The sequence below is a fragment of the Eubacterium sp. ER2 genome (assembly GCF_000765215.1).
In the GTDB taxonomy this organism is placed as follows: domain Bacteria; phylum Bacillota; class Clostridia; order Lachnospirales; family Lachnospiraceae; genus Claveliimonas; species Claveliimonas intestinigallinarum.
In genome coordinates, this window is record NZ_JPJE01000015.1 from 1 (window position 1) to 15,193 (window position 15,193).

The following is a 15,193-nucleotide window of genomic DNA, read 5'->3' on the forward strand; positions in this document are numbered from 1 at the left end:
ACCGGTACAGCCAACCGGCAAGGCGGTACTCTTGTTTCGGCAGGGTGGTACAGTTAGACCGTGCAGATGGTACTAATTCACCGTTATTTACACTCGATTTTTGTGATTTTGAAAATCTTCTTGGCATTGCCAACATTCGGTTTGGCTAAATACGTTAAAAAATCATCTTTACATAGTTCATCAAATAAAATATTTCCCTTATATGTATCTAAAACTTGATTGCTGTATTTAACCAAGATAGCCTTGTTCTTTTCATTTCTATTATGCGTTTCTGCCGAAAGCTCACTGATTTTCATTCCAATTTCTGCTTCAACCGTTTTTATCGTCTTACTATATGAATAAAATAAGGCTTCAAATTCAGGAAGAGAAAAATCTAATTTGGACCACAATTCAAAAAATGCATACATACGTACATTTGGAGTATTATTATTGTCAGCAGCCACAAAAATTACAGATAAGTGACTTTCGCCTTTTACACCATGCTGTGTAGATATATATGGCATACTTAAATAGTGTGCTAAATTTTTAATTTCTATAACTCCAATATCCAATACGCGCTGATATTCTACACTTTCTTCAAAATCATTTTTAATTTCTTCTGGTATAAGTGCATTATCAAATAAACACTTAATTACATCTCTAATCAGACATCCATCTTTTTCGTATACAGCCTTGAGTGCGTCAAATTTATCCTTTATGTGTTTCTTATCAGTATGCCATTTTATTTTAAATTGTGATGAATTAAAAAATCTGCTTTCCTTCTTGCAAATCGAAATTACCATACCATAGTTTTCGTTCGAATAATATTCCATTACATTGTTTATCAGAAAAAGGAATCTCATCAACGCATCTGGATTGTCGCTTGACATATCAGACAAAATATCTGTTGGAGAATATTTTCTTCCAAACGAGTATGACTCCATACCTTCATATGCATTATATAGGTTCTTTGCTCCTATTTCCTCATATTTTTCCTTATTCATCAAGTATAATGTTAGTATTTCAGGAAACTTGCTTTGCAATTTATAAACACAATCTTTGACATCAGAGGTAATAATAACCTGAGGAGCTATATCTGGAATAACACCCACATTACCTTCTGTTGGTTGCTGTTCGTAATAAGAATCATTATATATCTTGTTTAAGATATCTACGATTTTCTCTATTGAGCGAAAGTTTATTCTAAGTCGGTCAGAAGTATCAAATTCTTTCAACTTTTCTTCAAACGAGCCATCATAGTTTCGATATATTTGCTGCATTCTATCGCCCAATAAATATAGCTGAACGCCTTCTCGATTTTTAACTGCGTCATAAAAAATGTCAAGTACATAAGCTGAGGTGTCTTGGCATTCATCAATAAAAATATAATTATATTTATCTCCAATCTTTCTCAGCAAGACGGGATATTTTTTTATTAATCTATTTGCAAACATAATCAAATCATCGTGAGAAAGTTTGCCTGTATATAATGACGTAAATGGCGTTTCTCCATAAGATATTGCCAACAAGTTTTCTCGAACAACTTTATCAGTTAATTCTCCATATTTCTCTATATAACGCTGATTACTTTCTTTAATATGCGCATTACCTGTAACATTCGTTATCCTCTCATTAATTTTTGTCTCATATATCTCCCAATATAAAGCTAAGGCTTCTTTCTGAGAATAAAATGGGCTAATCAAATCATTAATATAGGAGTGTATCGTGCTTACCGTAATATTGGTACTATCCAAACCTTTCTCAAGTTCGTCTGCCGCGCGATTGGTATATGTAATACACAAGATCTTGCTCTTCGGTTGATTAAGGCAAATGCTTTTTAGCTGTTCTCGTATATATGTAGTTTTTCCACTTCCTGCGGGAGCATTTATCAAATGTTTGTTATTTCTTTTTATTTTGCCAGCCATAGCAACCCTTTCTTTATGTAATCCGGAAGCATTTTTTCTTCATTGCCTCCCAAAATCACCGAATACATAAAATCTGTTTTATTATTAGATGTTGCTTCTACAATTTCACGAACAGAATATTCGCTATCCTTTTCGCCCTCTTTATTATTGGGTATAGTAAATGTGAGTTTATTATCTTTTCTTATTGCTTTCCATTTACTTCTCTTTATCTTTTTAAACGCATTATATCCTAACAGCTTATTAAACATAGCTTCCTCTAATGTTCGTGCCGTACTGTCTTCATCCTGAAAGGCGAGGTATACCAAACCATCATACAACACAACTTTATCCTCTCTTTGAAGATTATACAAATCCCTAATAGTTGGTGTAAACTTCTCTTCCTTATCTGGACAAACTAATTTGTAACAATGATTTATTGTTGCGTTTGAGCTTTTAGAATTTTTTACTGCATCTAATGTTATAACAGCCTTATCATAATCTAAGTCGGTAATTATCAAAGTTTTCATTTTGAGCATGGTAAGCATTGGGAGATAATTATGAGCGTATGCTCCACCGACTTGAATAAATGATATATAACTATCGTACAAGGAAGATAAATCAGATAGTCCAAGTAGTTTCCTTATATACAAACGTTCTGAATCTCCCTCGTAAAGGACAACTTTATCTGCAAAGATTAATTCAGAATACCCTATTTCAAAAAACCAGTCAAAGAAGTTCTCTAAAAGGAATGCGGATTCGTTATCAACATTCTTAATCTTTTTATTTTTTATAGAGTTCCTAAATTTATTTAGATTAAATAGTTCACTCTGAGATTTTCCTGTTTGTCTAATAACTCTGAGACTATCAAGACCAACCATTCTTGCGATTTCGTTAGAATGTGTTGTTATAAGCCCCTGCAACTTCTTATCAATATAATACTTTTTGAGAAACCTGATAAAAACCTTTTGCATTTGCGGATGCATGTGCGATTCGGGTTCTTCTATGAAAAATACATTCACTTTATTGCTATCAATAGATTTATAAAACTCCTCCAATCTCATGTGCAGATAAATCAAATTACTGAATCCCAGTCCTTGAGATTCTTCATTTAACAGCAACCCATCAATGTCATATTTTGCTCTAGTGATTCGTTGAATAAAATCCTCCACGTCATCTTCATTAACGTCCATCTCTAACTGAAGTTTTCCAATATACCCTCCGCTGGTTTTGGAAATATTTCTTATAGTATCATCCAGAGACTTAATTGATGAATTTTTAATTTCTTTTTTTGCGCCAGAGTTTTCAATGTCATTCATTAGCAAGTCAGGAAGTCTTTTTGTTGCTTCGACCCAAGTAACATTATCTTTTAGTAATGCAATAACTCTTTTACTTATTCCTTTAGAAGAATCGGATTCACTATCATCCAATTCTCGTATCGCAGGTATGTTTTGAAAGTTGAATAGCTTTTTAAAAGCGGAAACTTCCATAGAGTTTACATTTTCATAATTTGAATTACAAAAATAGCATTTTTCAATGGACGCATTGCAATATAGCTTAAGCAATTCTTCTTTTAGGAAGTAACGCTTGGTATCTTTTTCAACACCATCTGGATTATCAATATCTCTAAATCGAGCTGCCATCTTATCGTATTGCTCGTTTAAATCTTTTTCAAAGGAGGATACACTTGGTTCATATGTATAAATAAAATAAAACGAGTGCTTAGTTTCGTCCAAATCCATAAGGTAATCTGCAAAATACTGGATGTTATCACTTACAGGATTATAATCCACTTGAATTCGTGCTTGAAAACTTTCCATGACATATTCAGTAGCAAATATACCGTTGAAGGATATTTGCTTAATAATCTCCCGAATGCCGGTTTCTTTATCATGTTTGATCATAATCGGCTGAAAAACAGGTAGTATTTTATCTACCCAAGCAGTTGATAAGTTTGTTGGAATATCACTGTAGTTAAATCTAAGCTTTTTGTCATAAAACATTCCTTTTAAAACAGAAATGAGCGTTGTTTTTCCGCTATTATTTGGTCCTGCTAATACGGTTAAAGAATTTTGTAAATCCAATTCAACATTCTGCAATTGTCGATAATTTATAATTTTAACTTTCTTTAAAATCATATTAATCCCTCAACTAAATATCCTCTGAATAATAAGATTAATTATCTTCTTTCTTAAAAATTTTACTCAATGTTTCTTCCATATCTTCTACCAAATTAACCACTAATGCATTCCCCATCATGAATCTTCTCTTATTAACTGGCATTTCAACAACATCTCCAGTAACCAAACAATACTTTGTATGATCAGTCGGGAACCCCTGGATTCTTTCTGTCTCCGCTGCAGTCAGCAACCTGATTCTTCCCGTCTTCTTGTCCTTTACGATATGCGTCGTCCGGCTGAAGCTTCCTTCTGAAGTCAGCATAGTACGTGCTGGTTTATCATAACTATCCAACATTTCTATAGCACCTTCTGAAAAAACATATTCATGTCCATTATTAGACTTTCTGGAAAGTTTTTTACCTCCCTTTAGATACTGCCATGTTTGTCTATTTTCTTTAGGTAACTTTTCTTTAGTTTCATCAGATCGTGTGACAGATGGATTCGTGTAATAAAGTCTCTCTTCAGGGATAAAATATGCTCCATCGACCTCCCCTGTTTCCATGATGTCACCTAATGTAATTTGTGGTCCATCATATTTTGGAGATGTTTTAATAGTGTAAATAACTCCATCTTTCATAACGCCAGTATTTTCAAATCCAAAGCTAAAGCTATCCGATAATTCTCCAATTCCTTCTGGGAGCTCTTGAATAGCCATTTTATTAACATCCATTTCATAAACTGGGAACGTTTTTGCAAAGAATCCATCTTTCAATAAAAGTTTTCCCATACTGATGCGTCTGTCTTCGATTTCTGCTGTTCTCGTATAGCCGACTTCCTTTTGTATAGTTGAACAATATTTTGTATCATCGCGATAAGCAAAAATAAAAGTACGCCTTCTTCTTTGCTGATAGCCATAATCTGCTGCATTGATAACACGCCATTCCACAGTATAACCCTGATCTCTAAAGCATGCCAAAATAATCCCGAAGTCTCTTCCCCTCTGCTTTGCTGGCGATTTCAAAAGCCGGTCAACATTTTCAAGCAAGACAAAAGGGGGCTCTTTTGCTTCTATAGTATCCCTAATGGACCACCATAAAATTCCTTTTTTCCCCTCTAGCCCTTTAGATGTTGCTAAGGAAGAAGCTACAGAATAGTCTTGACAAGGAAATCCGCCTACCAACAGATTAAAATCTGGGATAGCCGTTTTGTCTACTGCTTCTATATCAACGTTTGTTGTGTCCTTCCCATTCAAATCTAGTCTTGTTCCAAATCTATACACATAACAATCATGAGCATACTGAGTCTTTTTTTCAGCAGGTTCCCATTGATTGAACCATACAGTTTCCCATTTTTCTGGTTTTTTTGTATCTTCTACAGTTTTTATGTGATTTAATCCGCAACGGAAACCACCAACACCTGCAAATAATTCACAAACGGTCTTTTTCACGTTTTGCACCTCGCTATTTCTCGAACGATCGTTCTTTTTGTAGTATATCATACAATATATTTTTCATCTTGTAAAGATCCTTTTTCATCAAATATGTCGTTATTCAAAAAATTGCTTATTTAACTGTTTTAAGATATAACTATTATTCAGCCAGAAACATTGCTTCGGGAATTGCCTGCCGTCAGGTAATTCATAAGTATCCTGAGCATTCCTTGCATGTGGTCTGACATGGCATACCGGATTATCCGATGATTTGGGGAAATTATTATAATGCCTCCCTGAACGGACTTCAACTTTCAGCCCTGTTTCCAATACTTCCTTGGTCTTTTCCCAAACATTCCTGACATCCCCTTCAAGATCCTTATATGGGATATTCCAGAATTGACAACCTTTAAGATGTAATTCTTTGGATTTATCAAACTTATAGACAACAAATAGAAATCTTGTCTCACGCAGATAATTTCCAAAAATAGAATTATCCCAATCTTCTTCCACTAATTCCTTGAATTTAAACGTCGGAAACGACATATTTTCCCTAATGGTATTATTATTTTCTATGCGTATAGTTTTTACCACAATATTAGCTTTCTCAAATTCTTCCGCATGATTGCCTTTAATGCCTAACATACGATAAGATAACATAGCCTCTAGATTTTTGGGTTTTTTATTTATATCAATCTGAAATTCTTCACATAATTCTTTAACAGTATATCCACAATATGCATTAATCTTATCAACAACGTAATCTTCAAATGACTCTTCAGTCTTACCTTTAATAATCGCTTCATATGTGGCTTTTCCAGGAATAATATAATTATTCAAGACATATGTCATATAAGAACTTTTAAACGCAAAAGCTCTTGGTTTTGCCAATTCGCTGCTAAAAGGCTGTTTTCTGCGGTCTTGTGAAGTCGCCGCTTTAGGCGCAGCGCCTAGATAAAGGGTATCACTCTCTGATAATTCATGTGCTTTTCCCGCTTTTATTTTTTCTGTAATAACGTAAAAATCGTGCTCGATTATCTTTACATCTTGCTCTGGTGGAGAAAAAAGTTTTACATATCCAATCTTATAATCAAGTCTATTCTTAAGTTCTTTTTGGTATAAATAATATATCAGCAATATCAGACGTGACTTTTTCCACATATGGCTATTTTTAAAATCCTCATTAACCACAGCACAATAATCTATCATTGTGAGAATGAGCCTTTCTTTAGCCGAAATAGACCCATTTTTATTTATTTTATAAGGTGTTACTTTTAACTCGACTCCGGCTTTTTCAAAATCTGGTCGCGCATCATTATTAGCCGGATAATGGAAGTATCTTTCCTCAATAAGTTCTCCCAATCCACCTTTACGTTTTTTATTTTCATGTCGCACTTCATAATTTGTCGTTTCACGGACTACCATCGCTTGAGTTATATCATCTTCTTCACATACTTCAGCAAAAGTCTTCCCTATTAATTTCTCTCCATATGCTTCTATTGATTTTGGATCTGTCTCATCATATTCCAATCTATATTGCATGATTATATTTCCTCTTCCATTTCTATCGTTTCTATCTTTTGTTCAAAAATAACTTCTTCTATCACTCGCACGCATTCTTCTGGATTTTTTAAAATATCTTTTCCCCAAAAATGTATGACTGTCCATCCCAAATACTGTAAAGCTTGATCTTTCTCAATATCCCGCTGCTTGTTCCGCTCAATTTTTTTAACCCAATAATCTGGATTTTTCCCTTTTTCAAGTCGCGGTTTCAATATGTCCCAATCCTTTCCATGAAAGAATTCACTATCACAAAATATAGCTATCTTATATTTTGTCAATGCAATATCTGGTCTGCCGGGCAATGCTTTATAATTTTTTCTATAACGATACCCTTTATTCCATAAAGCTTTTCGAAGAGCAATTTCGATTTTGGTATTGCTCCCCTTGATCTTACTCATATTTTTGTGACTTTTAGCGGTTACTTCGCCATGAAAGCGTGGTTCCTTTTCTTGCATTTATCAACCATCTTTTCTACATCAAAATTCTAGAAACTATCATGTATATATTACCAAATCTTTAAGACCCAATCAATTCCTAACCCATTCCAGATTTTATACAACAAAAAGCCGTATTTGACATCTTCCCTGTACTTTGCTAGAATAAATATAGAAATAGGCACTACCGATAAGCGGTTAGTCCAAATTCATGTTAGTTACGAAAAGTAACCGCAATCCTTTGGCTGAGGGGCGGTTACTTTTTCGTATGATTGATATATGCTATTAAGATCGTAACGACAATACCAAGTATCATCAAAACGATGGAGAGCATTTCATAATCACTCATAAGTTCGCCCTCCTTTCCCAGATTTCCCTTTACAGAGATTTCTATGTAATCAGAGGGTTCAGTCCCTCTGTCGAAGGACTAACCGCCTACCGTTCTCTGGCAGTGCCTGATTGTATTTTACCAGAACAAACATTCGATATCAAGCAAAATATCTGATATTCCATGATAACCATAATGAAGCATCCCAAGGTCAGTCAACTGTACCCTTACCCTTCTCTCTACTGAAGTTTTTCACCACATCCACCATCAGCAATATCCCCGCCTGCAGTCCAATCTCCATATACACACTGCCCGTCTCACTGCTTACTTCATTACACAAATCCAATAGTTCCGAAGTCTGACTCTTATCATATTTCTCTACAGCCTTCTCAAACCTCATGTATGGTTCATCCAATCGTTCCTCATAACTCCGGTCATCCTCATCCGGTTCCAGTCCAAACAAAAGATAATCTGCTATTCCCCGTATGGTTGCTCTTTCAAATATTTTATCAACGTACATTCTCTGATCCATCCTTTCCTTATAGCGAAACTTTTCGTTATTACGAAACATTATAATCTGAATACTACATACAATCAAGATATATTTCTTTATTACGAATTTTCGGGAGTAGTTCAGATATGCAGAAGATCAGACCTGACATGGATATCGGTCATAATATCCAACGTCTAAGACGAAATGCAAATATGACACAGGAGCAGGTTGTTGCTCACTTACAGCTTATGGGAATTGAAATCTCCAAAAGCACTTACGCCAAACTGGAGACTAACCGGATGAATATCAAAGTCAGTGAACTTGTAGCACTCAGCAAGATTTTTGATGCTGATATCGCCGAATTCTTTTCCGGACTACTTTAAATTATTCGCACCAAATTACACAATTACAGCCAGAACCGTCAATGTCCTTTCCAAACTTCTGATCATTGACTGTTCCGGCTGTTTTTCTAAAGGCAATCCCTATTATAACTTCGTTTTCGCTCTTTTCTCTGTTGCTGTGCTGCTTCTTGTTTCTTTTCTTCTAAGCGCTCATGAATACTTCTATTTTTTGTCTGTTCCGGTCTGTTCGCCCGGATTACCAGATACATTTTCTCCGACGGCTTCATTGCCTGATCCCATGCATTCTGCTGTTTCCGTACCTTGTCCAGTTCTCTCTTCGCAGCCTTGTAAGCTTTCTTCACTTCCAACGCATTTTCATATCCATTCATCCGTGGTATCTGACTTAAGGTATCTTTTGACTTGCTCAGCTCCCGCTGCTTCCCGGCAATTTTCTGCTCCAGCTCCTTCTTTTCCTTTCCATGGAACCACTTCTTCTGTACTTCCTTCAGTTCCTTTTCCAGTTTAATTATTGCCTGTTCAATGGCATAGATCCTCTGCTCCGTTTTCTTCATCTTCAGCAGGATATTATCTAATTTCATGACTTCCGCTTCCTGTCTTTCTGAATTTGGTCTTTCTCCTCTGGCTATAAGCGGGAGAGGTTCCGGAGTCACATCAATCCTCAGATCATGACTGAGCAGCGGATTCCCATTTTCATCAAATTCCGCATTTCTAGTTTCTTTGATATACTGGATAAAACCTCTCAGCTTCCCAATTGCTGTTTGCAGGATCTTCCTGAACAGATCCGGTTTCCAGCCCTCACTGCGGATAGATTCAGCAACAGGTTCAACTATATCTGTTTTCTTCGTTATACGAAGTTCTTCTTCTGTAACTCCTTCCACCACAGCCCGATCCACCATGTTGTTCCATTCCTGCCGGAGATAATTGTCGATCTGGATTTCCTTTTCTTTTGGATTATTCTTCCCGATCTTTCTGGTCGGCAGATACGGGCTGTTCTTATCAAACACCTTCAGTCTCTCTGCCGGATCCTTTACCAGATAATTGATGATCTCTGTATAAAAATATTTCATATCCTCTGTGAATTTCTTCGACTTGAACTCTGGATTTTTCGGCTTAAAATAATGTTTTTCATAGACTTCCCCTTTTTTAACGATCTTACATCCGGGGCGGATCTCTCCGCTCTCATCCAGTATCTCTTTCTTCGTCCGGACATGTTTCCCGTTTTCATCGTAAAACATATTTCTCGAAGCAATCTTCTCTTCCGGCATTTCGAATACCTGTCTTTCCGAAAAGATCAGATGGATATGGAGGTTCGTTTTTCTCTTATTGTGATGAAGGGCGCTTGCCACCGCCACGTCATATTTTTCCACAAACTTCGCCGTGAAATATTTCAGCAATATATCATGATCATATCCGATCAAGCTGGGCGGCAGCATGATGATCAGCTCTCTCGCTTCGATACATTTTCCTTTTGTCCCGCTCCTGATAAAGTCTGCCTGATTTTCTTTCGACAGATATCGCCAGAACTTTGGATCCACATTGCTGTAGGTGGCATACAGATTTTCCTGTCTCTTCGGATCCGAGATATAACGTACCCTGCCCCTGACGTGTGGCAGTTTGACCGTCTGGATAAAACAATTCTTTCCATTTGCCATAGATCTCCTTTCCGGCGGTGGTACGCCAGATCAGCCCGCTGTTTACAGCGCTGATCAGCCCCGCAGGGCCTTCCGGAGGAACCCTTTAGGAAGCGCCAAAGGCAGTTTCCTAAGGGGAAGAGCTCGACGCAGTCGCGAAATACACAGAGCATAGACCGTCAGGTCTGTGCGATGGGTGTATTTCGCTCTCAGTCGCCGAGGGCTGAGTTTCCGGCGTACCCGCCTGATATTTTGTGCCCGTATCCGGGCTTTTTCTTCTTCTGAAGATTTAAACTTTCAAAGTTTTTTCCCTTCTGTTTACGTCTTCCTGTTTACAAATTCCGCTCTTTTGTAAACGAACCTTTGTAAACACGGCGCAAAACATTTGAAAAGTTATCTTTTACTCAAAGGGCAGCTTTGCATCTTCATCTACTTTTACAAAACCGTCCCTGTCTTTTTTCGGATGGATCCGCTTCCAGGAGCGCTGGATCCCAAGCCCGCCGGGGAACCGGTGAGTCCCGTGTTTCTCCCAGCCCATTATCTCATTGTCCATCAGATTCCCGATTTCTTTTGACTGCCATTTCGGTACCATTCCCTCCTGATGAAAGACTTCCTGATAAATGATGGTAGAACATACATAGTCCTCTTCATAGCGGTCCAGAAACGCCTGGATCATTCCGGTCTGGGTATCTTCCGGCATAAAGTCCTTCTGCAGGGATTTCACATATTCTTCCATATCCGGGGAAAATGTCAGGAGGAATCCGCCGCTTCGGTAAATCTCCATGGCCTCCGCCCAAGCCTGGATGATATATTCTCTGGATTCTTTTTCATCTCGGTATATGGCAGTCTCTGCTTTCTCCGGGCAGACCTTTACCGGCCCAAACCGCCGGTTTCCCGTCCGGTCGAAGGGCAGGAAGGCAAGGTCATTGGAGGTTCCGCAGAACACACACTGGCGGTAACGGTCTTCCGCCCTTCTCTCATAGGGAATCCGATAAGTATCCTTCTGTCTGCTCAGGAAAGATTTAGTCTCCTCAATGCTTTTGGCATTCGCCACCGCATTCATTTCCGACATTTCCACGATCCAGTGCCCCTGAAGATATTCATAAACTTTCTTATCATCCAGCCGCTTCACGTCATCAGTGAACCATTCATCTTTTATTGCCAGATATTTGAAGAAAGTCGATTTCCCGGTTCCCTGACCTCCCACAAGGCAGAGCATGATATCGTATTTCTTCCCGGGTTCATACAGGCGGCTGATGGCCGCCAGCATGTGCATCTTCATAACCTCCCCGGAATATTCCGGATCCTCCACCCCGAAGAAATGAGTCAGCATTCCGGCGATCCTCGGCCTGCCGTCCCACTTCAGGCTTTCCAGCAGATCAATGATCGGATGGAAACTGTTGTCGTTGGCTACAATATCTATCGCCTTGGCGATCACCCGGTCGCTGGTAAGCCCGTAATTCTTTTCCAGATACAAGGACAGGTTGTTCATATCCGTATCTGTCATCTGGACGCCCCTCCGCTTCCATGGCACCTTTTTCTTAATGTCGATCTGGCAGGTCATCTCATTCCTGCATACAGCTCCCCGCAGGCAGGGATCATGTTCCAGAACGTACTTGCAGTTCTGGATAGACTGACGGATCCTGCCTTTCTCCGTCACTTCCAGATTGTCCCGGATCTCTTCCGGCGTCAGCATTTCCTGCTCTACAATATGCTCTAATTTCTTCAACGACTCCTCGCTGATATTCTTCCATTCGCTGCTCAATCTTCTCCACCTCCTTCCGTTTATAAATGAACAATTCCGCTATTTCCTCTCCATCGCCAGTTAAAAGAATATCCAGATAATCATTGATCTTTCTCTCATTATCCAGTGCTTCCCGAAAGCGTTCCTGCTCAAAAGGATCCGGCTCAGACCCGTAAAACTGTTTCCAGAACCAGATCCATGACAGATAGTCAGCCAAAACCTTTACGGCATGATTTTTCCAGGTTGTAACCTTGCTTTTTACCGAAAAATGATACCGACTTTGTACCATTGAAGGCTTCCTGTTTCTGAACTTCTTTTGAGTGTTCTTGTGCTGTTCCAATTTGATCGGAAGTTCAAAATCTCCAATCAGTTTTCTGGCTGCATCAAACTGAGAGATTCCAAAGAGTCTGGCAGTAAAATCTATCACATCTCCTTTGGCTCCGCAGGCAAAACAGAAATAGTTCTGATCGATCTTCATACTTGGATGCCGATCATCATGAAACGGACAACATGCCATCTTGTTCCTGTTGATCTTGATTCCATACTGTTCTGCCGCTTTACCAGCCGAAACAAATGTCTTAATTTCCTGAAATATGTTCACGTATAACCTCCTTCTTTGAAATTTTCGATTGTATTCCGCAGAAGTCTTTGCTATACTTTATTTGCGAGACAGAGCATATCATTGACTCTGCGGAATTTAGTCCTTGCCAAACTATGCAAGGGCTTTTTCTTTTCTTACATCACGGAAATACCCTGTTTCTTCTCAGACTTTTCGATCCGGGCAGTAATAGCTGAACTCATTTGAGTTTTCCATCTTCATTGCAACGCCGAATTTAAAAATTCCCTGACGGATCCCTAGCCGGATATAATGCGGATCCTTGCCGATTGCCTGTGCAATTTCCTTAATCGGAACATTTCTTCCCGTAAAGGGCGGGAGTTCAACATACAATTTCTTTTCCATTCACATCACCTCCTTGTCCTGGCTGTATTTCTCATAATTTCCTACTCCAATAATTCCTGCATATCAATATCAAGCGCCTGTGACAGCTTATACGCCACCTGTGGAGAACAGCTTTTTCCTGCTTTGATGCAGGATATGGTCTGTCTTGACACAGCGCTTTTATACGCAAGTTCTTTAATGGTCAGGTTTTTCTTTCCCATTAAAATCTGCATTTTCAATGCATTAACCCTCATATTATCACCTCCAATTTTCAAAAATATGAATTATTAGTTCGTATTTCATTATATGCATTAGAAATACATATGTCAAGATATATTTCTATAAACACGCACTTGCAATTCGTATTTCTGTGTGTTAATATGGATGAAAGAGAGGTGAAATCAATCATGAAATATGACACAAAACAGATTGGACTTAGGATCCGAACTGCCAGGAAACAAAAAGGCATGAATCAGACGCAGCTGGCAAATGCACTTGGCAAATCACTTCGCACGATCCAGAAATACGAAAGTGGTGAAATAGAAGTATCTATTGCCATGATCAATGAACTTGCCGGATTGCTCGATACTACTTCTACCTATCTGATCGGATACGAAACCGATAGCAGACCACTGGCATATATGTCAGATGTTATGAAGTTTTTCTTTGAGCTCGATCAAATTCAGGAGCTGGGCTTTCGTATAGATGTAAAACGCCCGCCTGAGCACAATAACTGGGAGTGTTCTATTACATTTAATGGTAAAGACATGTCGGCATCAGAAAACGCAGATATGTGCCTGTTTTTAGAGGAATTTAACGAAAACAGAGAAGAATATGCCTCTTACCGGCACACTGCAAAATCCTATCAGGACTGGAAAGATAAGACATTAGCCTACTATTCCACTATCCCATTATCAGAGAAAGCGCAGGAAGAACTTTCAGAGGAGGAACGTATAAAACGAAGAAATGCTATTTTAAACAAACAGTTTGGAGAATAAGTCTCGCCGAAAGAAAGGAGACTTAACTTTATGAAATTACCAAATGGCTATGGCAGCGTAGTAAAATTATCCGGAAAAAGAAGAAAACCATATATGGTTCGAAAGACTACCGGATATCATATTGATCCTGTAAAGGAAAAGAAAGTCGCTGACTATATTATTATCGGATATACCGCAACAAAAGCAGAAGGTCTGCAGATGCTGGCAGATTACAATCATAATCCATATGATACCAGAGCCGCAAAAATGACTTTTTCGGAAGTGTATGAAGAATGGTCTAAAAAGAAATATCCGACTGTATCAGAAAGCAACGTAAAAGGGTATTCAGCATCATACAAAGCCTGCACCATTCTTTATTCCAGAGTCTTTAAAGACCTGAAACTGGCAGACCTTCAACAGGTCATCGACACCTGCGGAAAAAACTATCCGACACTGAAGAAAATAAAGATACTGTTTAATCAGTTATATGATTTTGCTTTAAAAAATGACATCTGCAACAAAGATTATTCTTCTTTCGTTGATATCGTTCAGTACAAGGACAGAAATCCGAATAAGCACAGCAGGAATAAATTTACAAAAGATGAAATCGCCAAAATCTGGACGATGAAAGATGATAAATATTATCAGATCATCCTTATGCTTCTCTACAACGGTACACGTATTTCCGAGTTTCTTTCCTTAAAAAAGGAAAACGTGCATCTGGATAAGCAATACTTCGATGTGATTGAAAGTAAAACAGAGAATGGCATCAGAAAAGTTCCGATTGCGGACAAACTTCTTCCGTTCTATAAAGGCTGGTATGAATCCTGTCCGGACTGTGAATATCTTCTGCATACAGAGGACGGTAAGCCTTTTAAGTACCGCAATTATTATGACAGCTACTGGACACCACTTACAGAGCAGATCGGAATTAACCGGACGCCTCACTGTACCAGACATACATGCATATCCATGTTATCCGAGGCAGGAGTCCAGGACACTACTATCAAAAAAATTGTCGGTCACTCCGGAGCTATGAGCCTGACTGAAAAGGTTTATACGCATCTGGATGTACAGATACTTGTTGATGCCATAAACAAAACATTAGAGGAATAACTTTGTTGCAAACGTGTTGCAAATGCGTTACAAACGGAGCAAATTTCACCCCGTTTCACTACATTCCACAATGTTTCCGGAGAAATGAAAAACCCCGGAAACATAAGGAGTTTCCAGGGTTTGTAAGCATTTCGATATTCTCTTTTGATTATCTCTTGGGTAACCGAGATTAACGT

The 15,193-nt window shown here is 38.3% G+C and carries 14 protein-coding genes; 3 read left to right on the top strand and 11 right to left on the bottom strand.

The genetic code is table 11. The features are described 5' to 3' along the window. Nucleotides 1-83: 83 nt before the first annotated feature. From NI21_RS0105835 to NI21_RS0105860, 6 genes are all read right to left on the bottom strand, one after another. Nucleotides 84-1,904, bottom strand: coding sequence for a UvrD-helicase domain-containing protein (locus NI21_RS0105835; RefSeq protein WP_052083978.1), 1,821 nt, complete (start codon nucleotides 1,902-1,904; stop codon nucleotides 84-86). Next, nucleotides 1,889-4,018, bottom strand: a complete 2,130-nt coding sequence (locus NI21_RS0105840; RefSeq protein WP_033125320.1) for an AAA family ATPase — start codon at nucleotides 4,016-4,018, stop codon at nucleotides 1,889-1,891. The genes NI21_RS0105835 and NI21_RS0105840 overlap by 16 nt, the downstream gene beginning before the upstream one ends. A 37-nt stretch (nucleotides 4,019-4,055) precedes the next feature. Next, nucleotides 4,056-5,447, bottom strand: coding sequence for a DNA (cytosine-5-)-methyltransferase (dcm, locus tag NI21_RS0105845; RefSeq protein WP_033125334.1), 1,392 nt, complete (start codon nucleotides 5,445-5,447; stop codon nucleotides 4,056-4,058). 99 nt (nucleotides 5,448-5,546) lie between these two features. Beyond that, on the bottom strand, nucleotides 5,547-6,971 hold the full coding sequence (locus tag NI21_RS0105850) for a Sau3AI family type II restriction endonuclease (RefSeq protein ID WP_033125321.1): 1,425 nt from the start codon (nucleotides 6,969-6,971) through the stop codon (nucleotides 5,547-5,549). 2 nt (nucleotides 6,972-6,973) lie between these two features. Continuing rightward, on the bottom strand, nucleotides 6,974-7,447 hold the full coding sequence (locus NI21_RS0105855; protein ID WP_033125322.1) for a very short patch repair endonuclease: 474 nt from the start codon (nucleotides 7,445-7,447) through the stop codon (nucleotides 6,974-6,976). A 518-nt stretch (nucleotides 7,448-7,965) separates the two neighbouring features. Then, entirely contained in the window at nucleotides 7,966-8,274 is a 309-nt protein-coding gene (locus tag NI21_RS0105860) for a hypothetical protein (protein ID WP_197052608.1), read from the bottom strand. 119 nt (nucleotides 8,275-8,393) lie between these two features. Here NI21_RS0105860 and NI21_RS0105865 point away from each other — a divergent pair, with 119 nt between their 5' ends. Then, nucleotides 8,394-8,630, top strand: a complete 237-nt coding sequence (locus NI21_RS0105865; RefSeq protein WP_033125324.1) for a helix-turn-helix domain-containing protein — start codon at nucleotides 8,394-8,396, stop codon at nucleotides 8,628-8,630. 86 nt (nucleotides 8,631-8,716) lie between these two features. On the opposite strand, the gene NI21_RS0105870 is transcribed toward NI21_RS0105865, so the two are convergent. The 5 genes from NI21_RS0105870 to NI21_RS0105890 all read right to left on the bottom strand — a co-directional run bounded on the left by NI21_RS0105870 (nucleotide 8,717) and on the right by NI21_RS0105890 (nucleotide 13,178). Next, entirely contained in the window at nucleotides 8,717-10,261 is a 1,545-nt protein-coding gene (locus NI21_RS0105870) for a MobA/MobL family protein (RefSeq protein ID WP_033125325.1), read from the bottom strand. 379 nt (nucleotides 10,262-10,640) lie between these two features. Then, nucleotides 10,641-11,936, bottom strand: a complete 1,296-nt coding sequence (locus NI21_RS0105875) for a virulence-associated E family protein (RefSeq protein ID WP_033125326.1) — start codon at nucleotides 11,934-11,936, stop codon at nucleotides 10,641-10,643. Then, nucleotides 11,839-12,585, bottom strand: a complete 747-nt coding sequence (locus NI21_RS0105880) for a CHC2 zinc finger domain-containing protein (protein WP_081957993.1) — start codon at nucleotides 12,583-12,585, stop codon at nucleotides 11,839-11,841. The genes NI21_RS0105875 and NI21_RS0105880 overlap by 98 nt, the downstream gene beginning before the upstream one ends. Before the next feature lie 162 nt (nucleotides 12,586-12,747). Next, nucleotides 12,748-12,945, bottom strand: coding sequence for a hypothetical protein (locus NI21_RS0105885; protein WP_033125327.1), 198 nt, complete (start codon nucleotides 12,943-12,945; stop codon nucleotides 12,748-12,750). Nucleotides 12,946-12,986: 41 nt separating this feature from the next. Further along, nucleotides 12,987-13,178 carry a helix-turn-helix domain-containing protein gene (locus NI21_RS0105890; protein ID WP_052083979.1) on the bottom strand — a complete coding sequence of 64 codons (192 nt, stop codon included), beginning with the start codon at nucleotides 13,176-13,178 and terminating at the stop codon, nucleotides 12,987-12,989. 153 nt (nucleotides 13,179-13,331) lie between these two features. On the opposite strand from NI21_RS0105890, the gene NI21_RS0105895 reads away from it, so the two are divergent. Next, on the top strand, nucleotides 13,332-13,922 hold the full coding sequence (locus NI21_RS0105895) for a helix-turn-helix domain-containing protein (RefSeq protein ID WP_033125329.1): 591 nt from the start codon (nucleotides 13,332-13,334) through the stop codon (nucleotides 13,920-13,922). 30 nt (nucleotides 13,923-13,952) lie between these two features. Further along, entirely contained in the window at nucleotides 13,953-15,017 is a 1,065-nt protein-coding gene (locus NI21_RS0105900; protein ID WP_033125330.1) for a site-specific integrase, read from the top strand. Nucleotides 15,018-15,193 lie beyond the last annotated feature (176 nt).